24 protein-coding genes and 1 tRNA gene are annotated in these 19482 nt (G+C 54.4%); 4 read left to right on the top strand and 21 right to left on the bottom strand.

Annotated features, from left to right (window positions below; translation table 11 throughout):
- Nucleotides 1-27 precede the first annotated feature (27 nt).
- On the top strand, nucleotides 28-1233 hold the full coding sequence (pcaF, locus tag IF205_RS12475; protein WP_259779691.1) for a 3-oxoadipyl-CoA thiolase: 1206 nt from the start codon (nucleotides 28-30) through the stop codon (nucleotides 1231-1233).
- On the opposite strand, the gene IF205_RS12470 is transcribed toward pcaF, so the two are convergent.
- The 9 genes from IF205_RS12470 to IF205_RS12430 form a co-directional block, all read right to left on the bottom strand.
- Nucleotides 1230-1628: a lysozyme inhibitor LprI family protein gene (locus IF205_RS12470; RefSeq protein ID WP_259779690.1), complete on the bottom strand. Its 399-nt coding sequence runs from the start codon at nucleotides 1626-1628 to the stop codon at nucleotides 1230-1232. The two genes, pcaF and IF205_RS12470, sit on opposite strands and share 4 nt — an antisense overlap.
- Nucleotides 1629-1766: 138 nt before the next feature.
- A tRNA-Pro gene (locus IF205_RS12465) sits at nucleotides 1767-1843 on the bottom strand.
- A 91-nt stretch (nucleotides 1844-1934) separates the two neighbouring features.
- Nucleotides 1935-2420 carry a MerR family transcriptional regulator gene (locus tag IF205_RS12460; protein ID WP_259779689.1) on the bottom strand — a complete coding sequence of 162 codons (486 nt, stop codon included), beginning with the start codon at nucleotides 2418-2420 and terminating at the stop codon, nucleotides 1935-1937.
- 23 nt (nucleotides 2421-2443) lie between these two features.
- A complete protein-coding gene (ihfA, locus tag IF205_RS12455) occupies nucleotides 2444-2734 on the bottom strand; it encodes an integration host factor subunit alpha (protein WP_259779688.1) in 291 nt (96 codons plus the stop codon).
- A 118-nt stretch (nucleotides 2735-2852) separates the two neighbouring features.
- Nucleotides 2853-3827, bottom strand: coding sequence for a beta-ketoacyl-ACP synthase III (locus tag IF205_RS12450; protein ID WP_259783281.1), 975 nt, complete (start codon nucleotides 3825-3827; stop codon nucleotides 2853-2855).
- Nucleotides 3824-4882, bottom strand: a complete 1059-nt coding sequence (gene plsX / locus IF205_RS12445; protein WP_259779687.1) for a phosphate acyltransferase PlsX — start codon at nucleotides 4880-4882, stop codon at nucleotides 3824-3826. Before plsX ends, IF205_RS12450 begins: the two co-directional genes overlap by 4 nt.
- Before the next feature lie 30 nt (nucleotides 4883-4912).
- Complete coding sequence (rpmF, locus tag IF205_RS12440; RefSeq protein ID WP_259779686.1) at nucleotides 4913-5092, bottom strand: 50S ribosomal protein L32; 180 nt, start codon at nucleotides 5090-5092, stop codon at nucleotides 4913-4915.
- Nucleotides 5093-5212: 120 nt separating this feature from the next.
- Nucleotides 5213-5785 (bottom strand): DUF177 domain-containing protein, encoded by a 573-nt coding sequence (locus IF205_RS12435; protein WP_259779685.1) that lies wholly within the window; start codon nucleotides 5783-5785, stop codon nucleotides 5213-5215.
- A complete protein-coding gene (locus IF205_RS12430; RefSeq protein ID WP_259779684.1) occupies nucleotides 5782-6333 on the bottom strand; it encodes a ubiquinol-cytochrome C chaperone family protein in 552 nt (183 codons plus the stop codon). The genes IF205_RS12435 and IF205_RS12430 overlap by 4 nt, the downstream gene beginning before the upstream one ends.
- A gap of 224 nt (nucleotides 6334-6557) precedes the next feature.
- Here IF205_RS12430 and IF205_RS12425 point away from each other — a divergent pair, with 224 nt between their 5' ends.
- The gene (locus tag IF205_RS12425) at nucleotides 6558-7052 is read left to right on the top strand and encodes an outer membrane protein assembly factor BamE (RefSeq protein WP_259779683.1); all 495 of its coding nucleotides are present in this window, start codon (nucleotides 6558-6560) and stop codon (nucleotides 7050-7052) included.
- Nucleotides 7053-7113: 61 nt separating this feature from the next.
- On the opposite strand, the gene IF205_RS12420 is transcribed toward IF205_RS12425, so the two are convergent.
- From IF205_RS12420 to IF205_RS12385, 8 genes are all read right to left on the bottom strand, one after another.
- Nucleotides 7114-8328, bottom strand: coding sequence for an MFS transporter (locus IF205_RS12420; protein WP_259779682.1), 1215 nt, complete (start codon nucleotides 8326-8328; stop codon nucleotides 7114-7116).
- 38 nt (nucleotides 8329-8366) lie between these two features.
- Complete coding sequence (locus IF205_RS12415) at nucleotides 8367-8813, bottom strand: flagellar basal body-associated FliL family protein (protein ID WP_259779681.1); 447 nt, start codon at nucleotides 8811-8813, stop codon at nucleotides 8367-8369.
- Between the two features lie 39 nt (nucleotides 8814-8852).
- Nucleotides 8853-9845 (bottom strand): thiamine-phosphate kinase, encoded by a 993-nt coding sequence (thiL, locus tag IF205_RS12410; protein WP_259779680.1) that lies wholly within the window; start codon nucleotides 9843-9845, stop codon nucleotides 8853-8855.
- Nucleotides 9838-10371 (bottom strand): transcription antitermination factor NusB, encoded by a 534-nt coding sequence (nusB, locus tag IF205_RS12405; protein ID WP_259779679.1) that lies wholly within the window; start codon nucleotides 10369-10371, stop codon nucleotides 9838-9840. The genes thiL and nusB overlap by 8 nt, the downstream gene beginning before the upstream one ends.
- A gap of 5 nt (nucleotides 10372-10376) precedes the next feature.
- Nucleotides 10377-10832: a 6,7-dimethyl-8-ribityllumazine synthase gene (locus tag IF205_RS12400; RefSeq protein WP_259779678.1), complete on the bottom strand. Its 456-nt coding sequence runs from the start codon at nucleotides 10830-10832 to the stop codon at nucleotides 10377-10379.
- Nucleotides 10833-10931: 99 nt separating this feature from the next.
- On the bottom strand, nucleotides 10932-12041 hold the full coding sequence (ribB, locus tag IF205_RS12395; RefSeq protein ID WP_259783280.1) for a 3,4-dihydroxy-2-butanone-4-phosphate synthase: 1110 nt from the start codon (nucleotides 12039-12041) through the stop codon (nucleotides 10932-10934).
- A 68-nt stretch (nucleotides 12042-12109) separates the two neighbouring features.
- Nucleotides 12110-12736, bottom strand: coding sequence for a riboflavin synthase (locus IF205_RS12390; RefSeq protein ID WP_259783279.1), 627 nt, complete (start codon nucleotides 12734-12736; stop codon nucleotides 12110-12112).
- Nucleotides 12737-13167: 431 nt separating this feature from the next.
- On the bottom strand, nucleotides 13168-14070 hold the full coding sequence (locus IF205_RS12385; protein WP_259783278.1) for a DMT family transporter: 903 nt from the start codon (nucleotides 14068-14070) through the stop codon (nucleotides 13168-13170).
- Between the two features lie 134 nt (nucleotides 14071-14204).
- On the opposite strand from IF205_RS12385, the gene IF205_RS12380 reads away from it, so the two are divergent.
- Nucleotides 14205-15125, top strand: a complete 921-nt coding sequence (locus IF205_RS12380; RefSeq protein WP_259779677.1) for a LysR family transcriptional regulator — start codon at nucleotides 14205-14207, stop codon at nucleotides 15123-15125.
- A gap of 10 nt (nucleotides 15126-15135) precedes the next feature.
- On the opposite strand, the gene ribD is transcribed toward IF205_RS12380, so the two are convergent.
- The 4 genes from ribD to rpiB all read right to left on the bottom strand — a co-directional run bounded on the left by ribD (nucleotide 15136) and on the right by rpiB (nucleotide 18590).
- A complete protein-coding gene (gene ribD, locus IF205_RS12375; protein ID WP_259779676.1) occupies nucleotides 15136-16266 on the bottom strand; it encodes a bifunctional diaminohydroxyphosphoribosylaminopyrimidine deaminase/5-amino-6-(5-phosphoribosylamino)uracil reductase RibD in 1131 nt (376 codons plus the stop codon).
- Between the two features lie 7 nt (nucleotides 16267-16273).
- Nucleotides 16274-16738, bottom strand: coding sequence for a transcriptional regulator NrdR (gene nrdR / locus IF205_RS12370; protein ID WP_259779675.1), 465 nt, complete (start codon nucleotides 16736-16738; stop codon nucleotides 16274-16276).
- 45 nt (nucleotides 16739-16783) lie between these two features.
- Nucleotides 16784-18088: a serine hydroxymethyltransferase gene (gene glyA / locus IF205_RS12365; protein ID WP_259779674.1), complete on the bottom strand. Its 1305-nt coding sequence runs from the start codon at nucleotides 18086-18088 to the stop codon at nucleotides 16784-16786.
- Between the two features lie 67 nt (nucleotides 18089-18155).
- Entirely contained in the window at nucleotides 18156-18590 is a 435-nt protein-coding gene (gene rpiB, locus IF205_RS12360; RefSeq protein WP_259779673.1) for a ribose 5-phosphate isomerase B, read from the bottom strand.
- 424 nt (nucleotides 18591-19014) lie between these two features.
- Between rpiB and IF205_RS12355 the strand changes: the two genes are divergently transcribed.
- The gene (locus IF205_RS12355; protein ID WP_259779672.1) at nucleotides 19015-19440 is read left to right on the top strand and encodes a Ros/MucR family transcriptional regulator; all 426 of its coding nucleotides are present in this window, start codon (nucleotides 19015-19017) and stop codon (nucleotides 19438-19440) included.
- The last annotated feature ends 42 nt before the right edge of the window (nucleotides 19441-19482 follow it).

Here is a 19482-nt window from a genome sequence, read left to right as displayed (position 1 = left end):
GTTATGAGAAGTTTACGGTAAACCAATATGAAAAACGCTTTTATTTGCGATGCTGTCCGCACCCCTATTGGACGCTATGCAGGTTCTCTGTCTGCGGTAAGAACGGATGACCTTGCCGCCATACCGATCAAGGCCCTGATCGACCGTAACCCTAATATCGACTGGGCACAGATTGAGGACGTAATCTATGGCTGTGCAAACCAGGCAGGCGAGGACAATCGCAACGTCGCACGGATGGCAACACTTTTGGCAGGATTGCCGATATCGGTTGCCGGGGCCACTGTAAATCGCCTCTGCGGTTCGGGCATGGACGCTATCGGTCAGGCCGCACGCGCCATCCGTTGCGGCGAAGGCGACCTCCTGATTGCAGGGGGCGTGGAGAGCATGTCGCGTGCCCCCATGGTCATTGCCAAGGCTACGACGGCTTTCTCCCGAAACGCAGAAATTTACGATTCAACAATCGGCTGGCGTTTCGTCAACAAAGTGATCGAGACGCAATACGGTATCGAATCCATGCCGGAGACCGCCGAAAATATCACCGAGGAAATGGGCATCTCCCGCGAGGACCAGGACCTCTTTGCTTTCCGCAGCCACCAAAAAGCTGTTGAGGCACAGAAAAGTGGTTTCTTTGACAAAGAGATCGTTTCGGTCACCATACCTCAGCGCAAGAAAGAGGCTATTGTTGTCACTAAGGATGAACATCCTCGCGCTGACACCAGCCTTGAGAAACTGGCCCAATTGCCAGCTCCCTTCCGTGAGGGTGGATCGGTCACTGCAGGGAACGCCGCAGGCGTGAATGACGGAGCCTGTGCGGTTCTACTAGCCTCCGAAGACATGGTTCATAAATTCACACTCAAGCCACGGGCACGCATTATTGCCTCTGCCGTTGCGGGCGTCGAACCACGTGTGATGGGCCTGGGCCCTGTTCCGGCAATCACAAAGGTCATGCAACGGTGTGGACTCGCCCTGAACGACATGGATGTGATTGAACTGAATGAGGCCTTCGCTGGGCAGGCTTTGGGGGTTTTGCGGCAATTAGGCATATTCGACGACGATGCCCGCGTAAATCCCAACGGCGGTGCGATCGCCCTTGGCCATCCTCTGGGCATGAGTGGGGCAAGGCTCGTCACCACAGCCACGAATGCACTGGAGACAAATGGCGGCCGCTACGCCCTCTGCAGCATGTGTATCGGTGTCGGCCAGGGTATTGCGATGGTCATTGAGCGTGTCTAATTGCTGAGCGGTCTCGATCCGGAACAGGTCTCGCCTTCCGGGAAGCCATCAATCCAGGTTTGCAGCTGTGATATGCGGCGACAGTTCAGGTCGCTGGCAATGACCTGAACACAGTCGTGGTAAACCGACCCATAGTTGGCAAGAACATCCTGTTCCGGAAAGATCGCCTCGATATGCGCTTTCTTGAACGCCAACCATGCCTCCTGAGAATGCTTCAGCTTGTCTACCAGCAGATCATTCTCGCGATTCGCACGCAAGACTTCCTCAAAAACCCGGTCGACCATTGCCTGTGTAACCAGCCCGGCCCCACAGTCATCTGCGACCGCCTGACGAACCGGGTGAAGTGCCAAAAGAGCGAATAGCCCGACAACGAAGCCCCAAGTTATATACTTCAATATGGTCGTCTCCCCTAAACGATGCAGCCAGTACACTTTATATAACGGCATTATCGTTCCAACTCATCCATGAGCCCATTTTCCGGGTAAGCAGGCAAAGAAAAAAGCCGACGACAATGTCATCGGCTTTTTTTATTTTGGTCGGAACGGCAGGATTTGAACCTGCGACCCCTTCACCCCCAGTGAAGTGCGCTACCAGGCTGCGCTACGCTCCGTCGTTGAGGCTCCCCTCTCAAGCGGGCGCACAATACTCTGCACTTTCGGTAGAGGCAAGCACCCAATTTAAAGAATTTTTCATGCCACAGGCTAGGCTTTCAGGCCGCTTTGCAAAAGGTCGCGGATGGCCTTCAATTCCTCAAAAATAGAGACCAGTTCCATTCGGTCCGTCGGCGTCATAGCACGCTCACCACCCGCGTGACCACCAGCGTCCGTAATGGCCGCGATCAGATCGGTCTGGTCATCGTCGAAGTCTTCTTCCACAGAAACAGCGCCCTGTTCCAGCTCTGCAAGGATCTTCTTGATCCCTTTCTCGCGCAACAGCTTCTGGACGCCGCGAATCGTATAGCCTTCGGAATAGAGAAAATCGCGGATGCGGGTCAGCAGAAGGATATCTTCGGGCCGGTAATACCGCCGCCCCCCGGCACGCTTCATCGGGCGCAATTGAGAGAATTTCCCCTCCCAAAAGCGCAGGACATGCTGGGGCACATCCAAATCCTTGGAAACTTCTGATATCGTTCGAAACGCGTTCGCGGATTTGCCGCCGCGTTTTCCGGCGGTTGCGTCAGCACCCATAGGACACTCTAAAATCAACTCTACTAATCGTTAATCCTATCTTTCAGCACATGGCTGGGACGAAAGACCAGCACCTTGCGCGGAAGAATAGGAACCTCTTCCCCGGTTTTGGGGTTACGGCCAATGCGCTGGCCCTTAGATCGCACCGAAAAGCTGCCAAATGAAGACACCTTTACAGTCTCGCCGCGCACCAAAGCATCTGACATCTCGGAAAGTACGGATTCCACCAGGTCGGCAGATTCGTTTCTGGACAAACCAACTTCCTGATATACCGCTTCAGACAACTCGGCACGAGTAACGGTTTTGCCCGCCATATCGAACCTCCCGGAAGTTCCTCAGTGTTTTGATAGACTTAGAACGGTACCGTCAAGTGAACCTGAGGTCAATGCCGAGCAGCAACCTTTTCGTTCACGATCAACAATTTGTCATCATTTACCAGCGCAGGAGGGCAGCACCCCAGGTGAACCCGCCGCCCATGGCGGTCAAAGCAATAACATCACCCGGCTTAAACAGGCCCTTTTTCACCCCATGCGTCAGGGCGAGAGGAATAGTTGCCGCGGAAGTATTGGCGTGATCCTGGACGGTTACAATCACCTTGCTGCCATCCAGCCCCAGCTTATCGCCAACCTTATTGATAATCCTGATGTTGGCCTGATGGGGAATGAGCCAGTTCAGGTCTTCCTTCGACAGATCACAATCCGCCAGAACCTGCTCGACTGATTCGCACATCCGCGAGACAGCCTGCCGGAAAACCTCTTTACCAGCCATTTTCACGACGCCAGCCGTCTGGGTACTCGCAACCCCACCATCCACATACAGATGATCATAGCAACGCCCGTCGGTTCCAAGGGATGTCGCCAGAACACCGCGATCGGTGTTGCTTCCCTCACCTTCAGCCGCTTCAAGAACAATTGCCCCGGCACCGTCACCAAACAACACACAGGTCGAACGGTCCTGCCAATCCAGAATGCGACTGTAGATTTCCGCACCAATTACCAGTGCACGCTTTGCCTGTCCCAGGCGGATCATATTGTCAGCCTGAGTCAATGCGAAGATGAACCCGCTGCAAACGGCCTGGACATCGAAGGCGGGACCTTTGCTTACGCCCAGTTTCGCCTGCACACGCGCTGCCGTGGCGGGAAAGGTATTGTCCGGTGTGGTGGTGGCCAGAATAACAAGATCAATATCATCGGCGGTAACGCCCGCATTATCCATTGCCGCCAAAGCTGCCTTGGCCGACAGATCGCAAGTCAGTTCCCCATCAGCGGCAATGTGACGACGCTCGATGCCTGTGCGCTGCTTAATCCATTCATCTGACGTCTCGACCAACTGGGATAAATCGTCGTTGGTTAGAACCTTCTCTGGAAGATAGGCTCCGACGCCTTTGACAATGGATCGACGCATCAGTTACTCACCGTTTTTTCGTGTTCTTGTTCAAAAGGCGTTTCGGACTTCAGGCTTTCGAAGTCATCCCGCATTTTCGAAATGAAATCATTGCTGGCCATATCAGCCGCGACTCCGATCGCATTGGCAAAACCAACCTCGTCTGTCCCGCCATGGCTTTTGACGCAGATGCCGTTTAGCCCCAAGAACACCGCACCATTGTACTGACGCGGATCAACACGCAGGCGCATCTTGTCGATAGAGCGCTTGGCAAACAGATAACCGATTTTCGAAATCAGGCTGCTGGAAAAGGCCTCGCGCAGATAGCCGCTGACGAGCTTGGACGTCCCTTCCGCGGTTTTCAGTGCGATATTACCTGTATAGCCGTCGGTCACGATGACATTCACCGTTCCCTTGGCAATATCATCGCCTTCCACAAAGCCTTTGAATTCAATCGGCAGATTGGTATCGCGAAGCATCGCCGCCGCAAGCTTGACCTCGTCCTTGCCCTTCAGCTCCTCTACCCCGACATTGAGCAGGCCGATGGTAGGCTGGTTCAGTCCCATTACCGTCCGGGCGAAAACTTCTCCCATAACGGCAAACTGAACAAGGTTATCCGCGTCGCATTCAACATTAGCGCCCAGGTCAAGCATGCAGCTTGCCCCACGCAATGTTGGTATGATCGACGTGATCGCAGGACGGTCCACGCCCGCAAGCGTACGCAAACCAAACATGGCCATAGCCATCAACGCGCCTGTATTCCCGGCAGAGACCACACCTGAGGCCTCACCGTTCCTGACGGCGTCAATAGCCAGCCGCATGCTGGACTGCTTGCCTTTGCGAAGCGCCACCGAAGGCTTGTCCGTATTCGCCACAACCTGGTCGGTATGGCGAATATCAACACAACCTTTTAGATGCGGCTGTGCATCGACAAGCGGTTTTAAACGTTTTTGGTCGCCATAAAGCAGAAAGCTGGCCTGGGGAAGTCTCTCCCGGGCCAGCGCCGCCCCCTTAACGACAATATCGGGGGCGTTATCGCCCCCCATGCCGTCAAGTGAAATGACCAGTGACTTATTCACCGATGCCTTCAACTGTCGTGATCACAAGGATTACGCAGAGGCCTCAACAACCTCGCGGTCGCCGTAGTGACCACAGGAACCGCAAACGTGGTGCGGGCGTTTCAGCTCGCCACAGTTTGCACATTCCTGGTAAGCATTGTTTTTCAACGCATCGTGAGCCCGGCGCATATCGCGGCGCGACTGGCTCACCTTTCTCTTAGGAACAGCCATCTTAACTACTCGTACTAGAGTGAAATCCGATTTCCCCGGGCCGCCCGAAAGCAAACCCGCGAAACGGGAGGGTAAATAACGAAAAAGCAGGGATACCGCAAGACACTATTACGGAAATCCTCACTTTTTCTCTGTTTTCAGCTTGGAAAGGGCTCCGAACGGGCTCGCTTTTCCGGCATTAACCTCAAACTCACGGCCACTTTTCGCGGCTTCATCGCAAATTTTCTCCAGATCTGCATCGGAGGCACGAGGATAGGGATCCAGCGCCAAGGCGAGCTGTTGAGCCAACAACTCACCGAGGTCGATCTTGCCGTTGATGATCGGTTCGCATGGATCATCATCCTCCAGAGTCAGATCAAGTTCGTCCGGCAGATCAACCCCCGGCGCAAACTCCAGCTCAAACTCCTCATTGATGCTTTGTTCAACAGGCCTCAAGGTCACGACACAAGGTTGCTCACAGGCAGCCTCGATACGGCCTGTAACGCGATAGATTGGCGCCCCCGCCAGGGCCTTTACATGCATCTCCCCACGCAAAGCGGACAAGGACAGCAAACCAAATCGCTCCGCCAGGGCGTCGCGTATCTCCGAATCGGGTTCAAGGATGAAATGACGCCCTGTCCGGGGCAATTCCTCCACGACAACCTCAACATGATATTCGCCGACCAGGTGTTCTGCCTCTTCACTATGGGTCATTCGGCTTCTCCTTCATCAGCAAATTGAACATGGCCCGCCAGGAATTCTTCAACGGATTGTTCCGCAAGAACAGCGGCCTGTCTGCGCATATATGCCGCCAACCGCACCGCATTCGCCCCGACAGGCTTTTCAGAGCGATAGACATTGCGTTCCAGCGCCTTTACCAGGCTCTCGTTATCCTCTTCATCAAACCCCTGACTATAAGCCTCCAGTCGACCATACAGGGCCTTGGCCATGGTCTGGACTTTCTTGCCCACACTCATATCGCCAACACCCATTTCACGCAGGCTGTTGTCCATATCCGCAACTACCCGGTTGACCAGCGCCTGGGAAGCACCGGCGGCCTTGGCCTCATCATGCAGTCTGTCGAGAATAAGGAAAAGGTGTACGGCAATCATATCGAACCGGCCATCAACCGAATCGGATACACCATATTCCGCATAGAAGGCATGCTGTCGGGATTGTTCGACAAGTGCCAAATACAGGCGTTCGGCAGTCACCTCGTCTGAAGATGCGGTAAAGACCCGCTTTGCCCATTTAAATACCATGCGTCACCTATCTGGATTAGTAGCCGGAACAATCGACAATTCTGACGCGGCCGAGGTCCGCTTGCCGCTCTCCCCGCACAGGGTTCCATTGACAGAACGGGCCACCAGTGTAATTTTGCCACAACTTGGTCGACAGCGCAGGACTTATCAACACTGTCACCATTTGAAAAGGCGTTAATACAGCCTGTTGATGAATATCGAATTAGTCCAGTAAGGCATGGTAAATGGGTAAGATGAGCCCCCTCACCGACAAGACATACACCTGTGGTCCCAAACAGGCATTGAAAGCATTTGTTGCGGCAACGGGCCTTGCCCTCGCCGTTGCGGGCTGCTCCCCGAAGGTTGCTATTCGTGGCAACCTCCCCTTACCGTCCCAAATGGAACAGGTTCACGTCGGCTCTTCCAATAAAGCTGAAGTACAGCGCCTGCTCGGCTCCCCTTCAACGGTCGGCACCTTTGATTCGCAGACCTGGTATTATATGAGCCAGCGGAAGGAACAATGGGCCTTTTTCGAGCCTGAAATCGTCGATCATCAGGTGCTGGTGCTTTATTTCGATGATCGCGGTATTCTTCAGCAGATGCAGCACTACACGAAAGACGACCTTCGCAAGATTGCCCTGCAGGAGCGCGTTACGCCGACGTCGGGACATAGCCTGGGCTTTATAGAGCAGCTACTGGGCAACGTCGGGCGCTTTAGCCCTGGGCAGGGTTCAAAATAACACCTGTTATTCTGCCGCTTTGTGATGGGGCGCAACCGCCAGACGCGGCTGCGCCTTTTCTTTATTCTGCCGCGGACAAGCTCCGGGCCTGACGGTTCCGGAGCACCCGCACCCAGATCATAACCCCCGTCACAACCAATATCGGCAGGATAACAGCCGTGTTCACCGCTACCCATCCAAACTTCTGCAACAATATCCCCGAACTCAGGCTGGATAACGACATCATCCCATAGACGATAAAGTCATTCAGACCCTGGACCTTGAACCGCTCTTCACTGCGATAGCATTCCGTCAGCAAGGTGGTGCCGCCTACGAACATAAAGTTCCACGCCAGACCGAGGGCGACCAGCCCACTCAGGAACTGAAGGTATTCGATGCCACTGAGGTTAACCGCAATACAGGCAAACATCAGGACGATCCCTGTCGTGATAACATTCAAGACCCCAAAGCGCTGAATGAGGCTTCCCGTGAAAAAGTTTGGGGCAAACATGGCAATGGCGTGCCATTGGATGACAAAGGCCGATTCGTCAAAGCCGAAACCGCAGATTTCCATGGCCGGCATGGTTGCCGTCATGATCAGCGACATGCTGCCGTAACCGATTGCCGCCGCCAATGCCGCCGCGATAAATGTCGGCTGCTTGATGATTTGCCCAAGCGGCCTGCCGGTATCCTTGAGCTCATGACGCTTGGGCCGGGGAATACGGATGAACTGCAAAATCGCAATTGTGATGCAACACAGCAGGACAATCACCAGATAGGAACCGGCATAAGTGGCAGGCGCCATCAAATCCTTGCTGAATTTTGCTATCTCAGGCCCGATGATTGCCGAAATAACACCACCGGCAAGGACATAGGAAATAGCCTTGTTCTTGAAGCTTTCCGTGGCCGTTTCCGTCGCAGCAAAGCGAAAGCCATTCCAAAAAGCATTATGGAAGCCCAGCAACAGCCCACCGACACAGAGCAACTCATAATCAAGCTCGATGATTGCATAGTAGGACAGAAAGGCGCCACCAATCCCGATAAGCTGTCCCAGGGTGAACCCGGCACGTCGGCCAATCCAGTTCATGATCGTATTGGCGGGAATGGCCATCACGGTCATCCCAATGAACTGCAGCGCCAGTGGCAATGTCCACATCCCGTCCGGCGCAAGCATCTTGCCAGCAAGTGCAGACACAACCGCGGTCACCGTCACGCCGGTCGTCGAAAGAGCGAGACACGCAGAAAGCAGCGCCACATTGCGCTTCATCGGCCCTCTATCCACTATCGTGTGTGTCATACACAGACTGTCCTTTTAGCGAATGATTGTATAACGTCTTAGCTGCTTTTACGCTCATAGACCCCTTGCACAAGGATATCTTTCACGACACCTTTCCCCAATACACGGGCGCTTGCCTTCATCAATCGGGTCGCAACTGCACGAACGTTTACCGGGTCATCGACAGGTACCGTTGCAAAATAACCATGCAATTCGCGCAGGTAGGCATCTTTGAGACGTGGCATATAGGACTGCACTCTTGTTCTATAATCACCATCCGTCAACTCAACAGCAACTTTCAACAGCACAAATTTCTTCACACTGCCATTGCGGATGACCGGAATTGACAGTGAATCAATTTCTTCAAATTCCGGCAGCGGTTCACTGACAACTTCTTCGGTCGCCGTCTCGTCCGTTGGTCGTTTGAAGAAATAGTAGTAGGCGCCACCACCGATGGCCCCCAGCAACAAGAGTAATACAATAAGTAAAAGGATAAGTTTTTTCATGATTCCGGCACCTATGTGGCCATGAAGGCAATCGCGCCGTCAAGTATGTGTATATTTTTCCTGGATAAATTCCAGCCGCTTTCCTTCACGGTCGGAAACAAAGACATCACCGGAAGGATCCCCCGCGCGTAGCATCCCGATTTGTTGGATCGGTGTATTCGCCAGACTTGCCGCCTGTTTCACCGCCTCCACGGAGCGTGGAGGAACAGCAAACAGCAACTCATAGTCGTCGCCGCCAGTAAGAGCCGTTTCCAGCAGGCTCGGCTCCTCTGCGATAAGAGCAGCAGCCGACTCGGACAATGGGACATCAAAGCTGTTTATTCCGGCACAGCAGCCGGATGCTTTCGCAAGGGCACTCAAATCCCCCACCAGCCCATCGGAAATATCCATTGAGGCCGAGACCTTACCCCGCAGTAGCTGCCCTAACTGAATCCGAGGCTGTGGATAGCGATAGCGCTCCACCAATCGATCAGAAATCCCGGACTGGCCGAACACCCCCCTGGCGGCCAGCAAGCCCAAGGCACCATCCCCTATTGTACCGCTAACATATAGATGGTCACCGACCCGTCCCGCTGTGCGGCTGGGATAGCAATCCTTGGGAATGGTGCCGTATGTCGTGATTGATATGGTAATCGGGCCCGGCGTCGAAACGCTGTCGCCGCCTAAAAGATACAGCCCATATCGTTTCTGGTCTTCCGCCAGGCCCGCGGCAAACTGTTCGACCCATGCGTCCTCAACATCAGACGGCAGTGCCAACCCCAAAGAATAGGCGAGCGGACAAGCCCCCTTTCCTGCCAGATCGGAGAGGTTTACCCGCAAGGCTTTTGCCGCGATCGCCGCCGGTGTCTCATCCCCCAGAAAATGAACACCACGAACAAGCATGTCCGTGGTGATCACTAGATGTTCCGATGTCGGAAAGTCGAGCCAGGCGGCGTCATCCTTCAAGTTGAAACTACCTGCACGCCCTTCAGTCAGCGGTGCGAAGTAGTCCCGGATGCGGCCAAACTCTCCTTTGCCGGCTTTCTTAGTCATCGGAACTTTCGTCGGCGTCATCCGGCGCAGTGTCTTCGTCACCAACCAGATTGGGGACATCCTCAATGCCGAAGTCATCCGCATCGACGGTCTTGACCAACCGGTCCAATACGCCATTCACAAAGGCCGGTTCGCCGCCGCCATAAAATGAGGAGGTTACCGTCAGGTATTCACTGATGGTCAGAGGCGGGTCAATGTCGGAACGGCTGATGATCTCATAGGCGCCTGCGCGCAGGATGGAGCGCATCAGCACTTCCAGACGGTCTACCGTCCGGCCGGACATCGCTTCGTTCAGGACCCGGTCCAGATCGTCTTTTCTCTCGGTAACACCCTTCACCAGATCCTGGAACAGACTGCTATCCGCGGCCACTTCCTGACCATCCAGGTCCGCCGTGGCGCCACGGGTAGAAAATGCGCCCAAGACTTCAATCAGGCTATGCCCGACGAGGTCCATTTCATAAAGTCCCTGGACCGCCGCCAATCTGGCCGCGCGCCGACGCTTACCTTTTCCTTTCGGTACACTCATCCCGCTTACAACCCAAATTGCCGCTTCAAGTCAATCATACCGAGGCAGGCTTTTGCCACCTCGCCACCTTTGTTCTTCTGGTCGCGCGCCGCGCGGGCCCAGGCCTGATCGCTGTTCTCAACAGTGAGAATGCCATTCGCCACAGCCAAACCATAATCCATGGAAAGCTGCATCAGGCCGCGGGCACTTTCGCCACAAACATAGTCATAGTGCGACGTTTCACCGCGAATAACACAACCAAGCGCGATGTATCCGTCGAAACGCTGTTTGTCTTCCATCTCTTCGTGGATCAGAGCATAGGAAATGGCAGAGGGAATTTCAAAGGCCCCGGCAACCTCGAACCGCTCATATGTCGCGCCAGCCGCTTCGAGAGCCTCAATCGCACCATTTGCCAATTCATTGGCAATGTCGTCGTAAAAACGCGCTTCTACGATCATTATATGCGGTTTCTTATCAGCCATCTTCCGTCTTTCCATTTCAAATAATATCTGTCCCGGCATTTTCAGCCCTGCCGGAAAGAGGCTGGGTTATCAACGATTGCGGCTCATCAATCAAGCCCCTTAGTCGATCGGACGACGCCCAACGACTGTGAGGCCATAGCCATCCAGACCAATGATGGTCTTATCCGTGTTGGACAGCAACTCCATTTCACTGATGCCGAGGTCCAGAAGAATCTGGGCGCCAACGCCATAGTCGCGGAGTTCATGGTGACCATCCTCTTCACGCGAGGTCGGTTTGTCCAGGCGCTGCTTCACCTGATCCGACAGGGATTTGGCATGTGGCTCGCGGATCAACACGACAACACCACGGCCTTCCTCACCGATGATCTCCAACGACCGCTGCAGATCCCCGGCCTTGCCCGTAGACACGTCACCCAGCACATCCTCCAGGACATGCATGGCATGCATACGGACCAGAACCGGACCGCCATGGGTAATGTCACCTTTAACCAGGACAACATGTTCCGCATAACTCAACTCGTTCACATAAACGCAAAGCTTGAATTCGCCCCCATGCTTCGATGTGAAGGGCATTTCCTCCACACGCTTTACCATGTGGTCATAGCGTCGGCGGTAAGCAATCAGATCCGCAATCGCCCCCACTTTCAATCCATGGTACTGGGCGAATTTGATCAGGTCCGGCAAACGGGCCATTTCACCGTCGTCATTCATGATTTCACAAATGACACCGGCCGGGCTCATCCCGGCGAGGCGGGAAATATCAACCGCCGCCTCGGTGTGGCCGGTGCGGACCAAAACGCCACCGTCACGCGCTACAAGCGGGAAGACATGCCCTGGCGTCGTGATATCACTATCCGTTGCATTCGGGTCGCAGGCAACCGCAATGGTTCGGGCCCGATCCGGCGCGGAAATGCCCGTCGTCACCCCTTCGCGGGCTTCGATGGAAACGGTGAAGGCCGTTCCAAAACGGCTCGAATTGGTCTGCGGCATAAGATGCAGCCCCAGACGGTCACAACGCTCCTGCGTCATCGCGAGACAGATAAGACCGCGGCCATGTTTTGCCATGAAATTGATGGCATCCGGCGTTGCCATCTGGGCGGGGATGACAAGATCGCCTTCATTCTCACGATCTTCGTCATCGACCAGAATGAACATGCGTCCATTTCGCGCGTCTTCAATAATATCTTCAATCGGCGACAGGAATGCCAGGTCTTCTGCCGCGCGCTCTACATCCTGTTTGGATACGGTCTTCAAACTTACTTTGTCAGCCACGGCACTCAGTCCTTATGTTCCATGAGACGCGCAACATAGCGCGCCATTGAGTCGACTTCGATATTTACCGGATCACCCGGTTTTGCGTCGCCAAAGGTGGTATGTTCTGCGGTGTGAGGGATGATATTAACCCCAAATCCAACAAAATTCTGACCGGTTTCAGGGGTGTAGATTTCGTTGATTGTCAACGACACACCGTTCAGGACCACCGATCCCTTGGGCGCAATAAACTTCATCAGGTCTTTGGGCACCTCAAAGGTGAAGCGATGGCTATCGCCTTCTGCTTCACGCGATGCGATTTTGGCCAATCCGTCAACATGGCCCAGAACAAAGTGGCCGCCCAGTTCATCGCCCAACCGCAATGCCCGTTCCAGATTGACCTTGGTGCCGATATCCCAGTTGCGGCAAGAAGACAGGCTTAATGTTTCTTCAGAGGCATCAACCGCAAACCAGTTTTGTCCGGCATCGTCCGTTCCCTTTTCGACAACTGTCAGACAGACGCCGGAACAAGCGATGGACGCCCCAAGATCAATGGTATCCGGGTCATACGAAGTCTCGATAACAAAGCGTGTGTCGCCCCGTTTTTCGACACCGCTGATCTGACCGATGTCCGACACAATTCCGGTAAACATTTTGCCTGCCCCAATCGTCATTCATTCCTGCCCGGTTTTTACGAGTTTCGACCGGACAATTCTAACAAAAAATGGACATTTTTCTTCGATTTGCGGCAACATAGGGTTTCCACCGAAGAACAAGAAGATAAAGCCTGCCCAGCCCTGAACATATCGGCCCCATCCAGGGAAACACTTATACCCCGGCGACACGGGCCTGAGTAAATAATCCTGCCATACACAACAGAAGCGCCTCAACACTTGAGGCGCTTCTGTCCCGGCATTAATCCGAGATTTGGGGAATCCCCCCACAAAGACGGCCCGTTACGGCCGCACCCACCAAATGCGCGTAGGTGGATGTGGGATTGAAGGATACTAACGGAGCAAGGAAAAATAATCTAATTGAATAATTAGCATTATTTCTACCATTAAGATACTGCGCTCAACCAGCCTCATACTCGTCCGATCCGCACCGGTGATACCAGAGTGTTTAACGGGGTACGCGCCGAAATCGCCCCGCCTGCGATGACAAGAAATGCGCCGACCGCCCCCACAAAGGACAGGCTTTCTGAAAACGCCACCCAGCCAATGACAATGGAATAGACAATTGTTGTATAGCCCAGAGGCGCCAGGAAAGACGCATCTGCCTGCCGATGCCCGAAGTAGTTCAACATCTGTCCAAAGACGGCAATCGGCCCCATCAGGATCACCGGTAGAAGCGACCAATTCATATCCGGCATCCCGTCCGGCAGCGACAGGCACAACGCAACGATCATCCCTGTGCCGTTTACCCAGGCAAGCATACCAAGCGCATTGTCTTTCAATGTCGCCATTTTCAACAATACGACTTCACCCGCCATAAATATGGCGCCAAGCAACGCGATCCCACCAGCTCCGGAAAAAATGTCCATTGAAAGACCGCCCTGCTCGTTGGATAAGATTACGAGCGCCCCCGCAAAACTGAGGCATAGGCCAACACATCTCACCGCTCCTACCGCCTCCCTCAGCAGCAGAGCGGAAAAAAGCAGGACAAAACCACCCTTCGAGAAACCGACCGCAATCGCATCGGAATAAGCCAGTGACCGTGTGGCATAGACGATGCAACCAACCGTCCCGATCCCGAACAAAGCCCTGGGCACATGGATATGCCAATAATTCCGGGTCACCTGTCGCCGCCACCTGCCGGAAATCAGCCCATAGAAAGTTACGCAGACAAAACCGCCAAGGTAGCGAACAAATGCAATTTGAGCCCAACTTAAATCCGCATTCGCAAAACGGGGCATCGCGAACAAAACGGCAAAGCATAAGGATGCGGAAAGCACACAGGCCCATGCAATCAATAGCGGGCTTTTCATCATAGCCAAGCTCACTCGATGTATGATTGGCTTGCAGTATCAACCCATTTGAAAACTTTTAGTAATTTTCAAAAAGTGCATACTTGGTATATACATATGAATAGCGTAAATCTTATGACTTTCGGGCCATATTCATGAAATACAGTTGGGACAACATACGTTTCTTCCTCGCCGTCGCTGACACGGGCAGTCTCTCGGGCGCGGCCCGAAAGCTGGGCAGCACACAGCCGACGGTCGGTCGGCATATCAATGCCCTGGAAGACGCCACGGAGTTACGGCTTTTCGACCGTTTCAATGACGGTTTCCGCCTGACAGAGGCCGGAAACGACCTTTTTGCCGTGGCCCGTAAAATGTCGGATGCGGCGGCGGAATTCAACATACGGCAGGCAGGACTGGCAGAGTTGAACGGATGTCTCCGCCTTTCCAGCAACCATCAGTGCGCGCCTTTCATCACCCAGATCGCCCCCGCCTTTTTCTCAAATTTTCCCAATGTGGAGTTGGAATTCCTCGCCTCACAGCGCGACGCTAATCTCAGTCAACGGGAAGCCGACCTCCTCATCCGGTTTTGCATTCCCGAATTTGGCGATCTGATTGCGCGCAAGCTGGCTGTCATGGAATTTGCGATATACGCCCATTCAGAGTTTGTTGAGGCGCACCCTGCCTGCCTGACAGAACAACGCTACGGCATGGCGGAATGGGTTCATTTCGATGCAGACCACCTCACCGAACCCGGTGAGAAATGGCTGGCGCGGACGCTCAAGAGCAACGCAATTTTACGGGTATCAAACCTTCATCTGCTACAAGAGTCCCTGCGAAGCGGCATTGGAATGGGTCTCCTGCCCTGCTATCTGGGTGACAGGGATACAAGCCTGATCCGCATTTCGGAGCCTATCGACGAGGCGCGTAGCGTCCTGCACCTGCTGGTCCATCGCGACTTGCGTAAATCTCCCCTGATTCGCAACGCAATGACCTTTCTGGCTGAGCAATTCAGTTTACATAGCCAGATATTGCTCGGCAGTCCGCCCCCCGCTCCATCGGCGCGGGCCGCGGAATAATGCAACGTTGTTAGTCGTGAAGTAGGTCCGACAGGTCCTGCCGCTCATAAAGTTCCAGCCTGTCTGCAGCCATGCCTCGTACACCACAAGGCCGGAACCGCTTCATAGCCGACAAATCGGCAACGCCATAGGAGCCAATCCCGGCAATACCATCGGCCCCCATCACGCCACCGGCCCGGAACCATGCAAGGCGGTCAATCCGGTCAGCCCGGAACAGGGACGCGGCTGTTTGCCCGCCCCCTTCAACCATCAGACGGGTGATCCCCTCATCGCCCAGTTTACGGAGCACGACCATAACATCGACCTGACCATTGCCATCGGCCTGCACAGGCATGACCCTGGCGCCCATGTCCTCCAGAATCGCCTGCTTCCCGGGATTGACGCCCGGCAGACAGAAAATCCACAACGGAACTTCCTTGGCGCTTTCCACCAGCTTGCTGTCGTGGGGAAGCTTCAGAGAAGAATCCAAAACAATACGAACAGGCTGCTGATGCGAATCTCCCGACAGTCGGCAGGTCAACATGGGGTCGTCAGCCAGGGCCGTACCAATCCCCACCAGAATGGCATCGTGGGTTGAGCGGATCATATGCCCGAAGCGCCGCGCCTCCGCCCCCGTAATCCATTGGCTTTCACCAGTCGATGTCGCGATCCGGCCATCCAGGGTAGTCGCCGTCTTCAGAGTAACCAGAGGACGTCCCTGAACCACTTTCATAAGAAAGCCCGCATTGATCGAAGTGGCCTCATCGGCACAAACACCTTCAACCACGTCGATGCCGGCGTCCCGCAATTTAGAGAGCCCCCTGCCCGAAACGCGTTCATCGGGATCTGTAAGCGCCGTCACCACCCGCGCAACACCAGCCGCGATCAAAGCATCCGCACAGGGCGGGGCCTTGCCATGATGACTGCAGGGCTCCAGCGTCACATAGGCAGTTGCGCCCCGGACCGCCTCGCCAGCGCGCCGCAATGCTTCGGTTTCCGCATGAGGGCGGCCACCTGGCTGTGTCCAGCCGCGCCCCACGATCTGGCCATCTTTCACAATCACACAGCCAACCGAAGGATTGGGCCATACATTGCCAAGGCCGCGCCGGGATAATCCCAGCGCGGCCTTCATGTGGCGAATATCGGTATCGATCGTCTTCACTGCGGCCTTAATCATCCCCTTCGGGACGTACCTGCTGATCAATAAAGTCTTCGAAGTCTTTGACCTCTCGGAAGTTACGATAAACAGAGGCATAACGAAGATAAGCAACCTGATCGAGCTGCTGCAGGGCTTCCATGATCATTTCACCAATGGTTTTACCCTGGATTTCGCTTTCACCGCTGCTCTCAAGACGTCGAACGATGGAATTGACGATCCGTTCCAGACGCTCCGGGTCCATATTGCGTTTCCGGAGCGCGATCTGCATGGACCGCATCAGTTTGTCGCGATCAAAGGGTTCCCGAGTGTTGTTCTTCTTTACCACCGTCAGTTCACGCAGCTGCACGCGTTCAAAAGTGGTAAAGCGGGCTCCGCAGTTGCCACACAGGCGCCGCCGTCTGATTGCGGCATTGTCCTCGGTCGGACGAGAATCTTTGACCTGTGTGTCGTCATTTCCGCAGAACGGACACTTCATCAGGAACCCCCTTTTCGCTTTTATTTATTCCAGTCTGATAACAGCTTAGAACAAACGGTCATAGATCGGGAAGGCCTTACATAGTTCCTGGACCTTCACGTGAACCGCTTTTTCCGCGGCGCTGTTGTCATCCGGGTTCGCAACCAGGCCATCCAACACTTCGATGATCAGCTCACCAACCTGCTTGAATTCTGCTTCCTTGAAGCCACGCGTGGTGCCCGCCGGCGTGCCCAGACGGATACCACTGGTGACCATCGGTTTTTCCGGGTCAAACGGAATACCGTTCTTGTTGCAGGTCAGACCGGCCCGCTCCAGGCTCTTCTCGACGATATTGCCTGTCAGGCCTTTCGGGCGCAGGTCAACCAGCATCAGATGCGTATCGGTACCACCGGAAACGATGTCAACACCACCAGCAATCAGGGTTTCCGCCAGAACCTGGGCGTTTTTAACGACCTGTTCCGCATAAACCTTGAATTCCGGACGCAGCGCCTCACCAAAGGCAACAGCCTTGGACGCGATGACATGCATCAGCGGACCGCCCTGGAGACCCGGGAAGATCGAGGAGTTGATCTTCTTCGCGATCGCTGCGTCGTTGGTCAGGATCATGCCGCCACGCGGGCCGCGCAGGGTTTTGTGGGTGGTCGTGGTCACGACATCGGCAAAATCGACCGGGTTCGGATGCTGACCACCAGCAACCAGACCGGCGAAATGCGCCATATCGACCATCAGATAGGCACCAACACTGTCCGCGACTTCACGGAAGCGTTTGAAATCCAGAACACGCGGGTAAGCGGAGCCACCTGCGATGATCAGCTTCGGTTTGTGTTCCTGCGCCAGCTTTTCGACCTGCTCGAAGTCAATGCGCGCATCTTCCTTGCGGACATCATACTGAACCGCCTTGAACCATTTACCGGACTGGTTCGGCGCCGCACCGTGGGTCAGATGGCCGCCGCAAGCCAGGTTCAGGCCCAGGAAGGTGTCACCCGGCTGCAGCAGAGCGAAAAACACGCCCTGGTTTGCCTGCGCACCGGAATGCGGCTGCACGTTGGCAAAGCCGGCGTTGAAGATTTTCTTTGCGCGTTCGATTGCCAGATCTTCGGCAACGTCAACAACTTCGCAGCCGCCGTAATAACGGCGTCCCGGATAACCTTCGGCATATTTATTTGTAAAAACAGAGCCCATCGTCTGCATTACCGCGCGGCTGACAATGTTCTCAGACGCGATCAACTCAATACCGTCCTGCTGGCGTTCCAGTTCGCCATCAAGCGCCTTGTAAATATCAGGATCCGCGTCTTTCAAATCGTCGGAAAAGAACCCATTAAAGCCAAAGAGATCGCTCCACTCGGTCATGGTCGTCCCACCTTTCTACACAGAATTACCCGGTCTTTCCGACCGGAGATATTAATGAAGCCTCTTCTCAGGACATCTTCGCCACGCGGGCCGCATGCCGCCCGCCTTCGAACTCGGTCTCCAAGAACACCTTAAGACAATCCAGAGCGACTTCCGGTCCCATCGTACGCGCGCCCAATGCGAGCACGTTTGCGTCATTATGCAGTCGGGAGAATTTCGCATCGGTGCTGTTATGGCACAGAGCGGCGCGAACCGACTTGTGACGGTTGGCAGCGATGGATATCCCGATACCTGTTCCGCAGATGAGAATTCCCCGGTCCGCCTGGGCATTTTCCAGGGTCGACGCCATTTTGTCGGCGAAGTCCGGATAGTCGACAGAATCCTTTGAATTTGTTCCGAGATCCAGAACCTTGAACCCCTTTGAGGTGAGTTCTTCCCTGAATATTTCCTTAAGCTCTACGCCGGCATGGTCCGACGCCAAAGCCACAGTAAGTTCGGCCATAATCAATCTAGCCTCGAATTGTAATGGCAAGCAGCGGCATTCCCATAGCACAGCCACTTTTAAAATACCAGTGCCACACAAAATTTTGGCGTCGGCAATGGTCAAGCCACCACAATTAGTGTGCACAACAAGAGTGACAGAAAATGGCCCCTATCATTTCGACATTATTTGAATAAGCCGCCAGCCCCAAGTTCTGAGACGAACAATACCTTGCCGCCAGGCGTTATTTTACTACGCCTCATGCATAGTTTTCGATTTATTATTGCATTTATAATGTATGAGTGCTTTCCTACCGATGTTAAAAATTTTTGCTGTTTTGCGAATCGGGTTGAATTTATTGGGGATTCGCAAACGGATTCTTAGGCGCAGGGCGAGAGCAGAAGGTCACCCAGCCAATGCGCCGCGGAGAGAAGGGGAACTCAGAATGAGTGATCAGTTGCAGGATGCCGCTTTGCGCGCAGACCTTGTCCGCTGTACTGCCGATATTGTCGGTGCCTATGTTGGAAACAACAAGACCAGCAGTGACGCCATTCCCGGGCTCATCGAAATGGTGTTCACATCCTTCAACCGCTTGAACGGCAGCAGCGCGTCCCGCTCCGCGCCATCGCGGAAGGCGGCAATTTCCGTAAAGAAATCTGTTACGCCTGATTATCTCGTCTGCCTTGAAGACGGTAAAAAGCTGAAAATGCTCAAACGCCATCTCCGCACCAATTACGATATGACGCCGGAAGAATATCGCAACAAGTGGGGCCTGCCGGCCGACTACCCGATGGTCGCCCCCAATTATGCGGCCCAGCGTTCTGCCTTCGCCAAGAAAATCGGTTTGGGACGCAATCGCGCCCAAGCCTAGCACGTCAATTCGATTTGGGAGGATCGTGCAGAAATGCACGAC

It is taken from the genome of Aestuariispira ectoiniformans (assembly GCF_025136295.1).
Taxonomy (GTDB): domain Bacteria; phylum Pseudomonadota; class Alphaproteobacteria; order UBA8366; family Aestuariispiraceae; genus Aestuariispira_A; species Aestuariispira_A ectoiniformans.
The sequence above is the reverse complement of the archived record's forward strand: the minus strand, read 5'-3'. Positions and strand labels throughout refer to the sequence as shown.

Coding starts and splice junctions, on each gene's coding strand:
- pcaF (WP_259779691.1), top strand. CDS start 28: ATGAAAAACGCTTTTATTTGCGATGCTGTCCGCACCCCTATTGGACGC.
- IF205_RS12460 (WP_259779689.1), bottom strand. CDS start 2,420: ATGGGTGCTGACGCAACCGCCGGAAAACGCGGCGGCAAATCCGCGAAC.
- ihfA (WP_259779688.1), bottom strand. CDS start 2,734: ATGGCGGGCAAAACCGTTACTCGTGCCGAGTTGTCTGAAGCGGTATAT.
- rpmF (WP_259779686.1), bottom strand. CDS start 5,092: ATGGCTGTTCCTAAGAGAAAGGTGAGCCAGTCGCGCCGCGATATGCGC.
- IF205_RS12435 (WP_259779685.1), bottom strand. CDS start 5,785: ATGACCCATAGTGAAGAGGCAGAACACCTGGTCGGCGAATATCATGTT.
- IF205_RS12430 (WP_259779684.1), bottom strand. CDS start 6,333: ATGGTATTTAAATGGGCAAAGCGGGTCTTTACCGCATCTTCAGACGAG.
- IF205_RS12425 (WP_259779683.1), top strand. CDS start 6,558: ATGGGTAAGATGAGCCCCCTCACCGACAAGACATACACCTGTGGTCCC.
- IF205_RS12420 (WP_259779682.1), bottom strand. CDS start 8,328: ATGACACACACGATAGTGGATAGAGGGCCGATGAAGCGCAATGTGGCG.
- IF205_RS12415 (WP_259779681.1), bottom strand. CDS start 8,813: ATGAAAAAACTTATCCTTTTACTTATTGTATTACTCTTGTTGCTGGGG.
- thiL (WP_259779680.1), bottom strand. CDS start 9,845: ATGACTAAGAAAGCCGGCAAAGGAGAGTTTGGCCGCATCCGGGACTAC.
- nusB (WP_259779679.1), bottom strand. CDS start 10,371: ATGAGTGTACCGAAAGGAAAAGGTAAGCGTCGGCGCGCGGCCAGATTG.
- IF205_RS12400 (WP_259779678.1), bottom strand. CDS start 10,832: ATGGCTGATAAGAAACCGCATATAATGATCGTAGAAGCGCGTTTTTAC.
- IF205_RS12390 (WP_259783279.1), bottom strand. CDS start 12,736: ATGTTTACCGGAATTGTGTCGGACATCGGTCAGATCAGCGGTGTCGAA.
- IF205_RS12385 (WP_259783278.1), bottom strand. CDS start 14,070: ATGAAAAGCCCGCTATTGATTGCATGGGCCTGTGTGCTTTCCGCATCC.
- IF205_RS12380 (WP_259779677.1), top strand. CDS start 14,205: ATGAAATACAGTTGGGACAACATACGTTTCTTCCTCGCCGTCGCTGAC.
- nrdR (WP_259779675.1), bottom strand. CDS start 16,738: ATGAAGTGTCCGTTCTGCGGAAATGACGACACACAGGTCAAAGATTCT.
- glyA (WP_259779674.1), bottom strand. CDS start 18,088: ATGACCGAGTGGAGCGATCTCTTTGGCTTTAATGGGTTCTTTTCCGAC.
- rpiB (WP_259779673.1), bottom strand. CDS start 18,590: ATGGCCGAACTTACTGTGGCTTTGGCGTCGGACCATGCCGGCGTAGAG.
- IF205_RS12355 (WP_259779672.1), top strand. CDS start 19,015: ATGAGTGATCAGTTGCAGGATGCCGCTTTGCGCGCAGACCTTGTCCGC.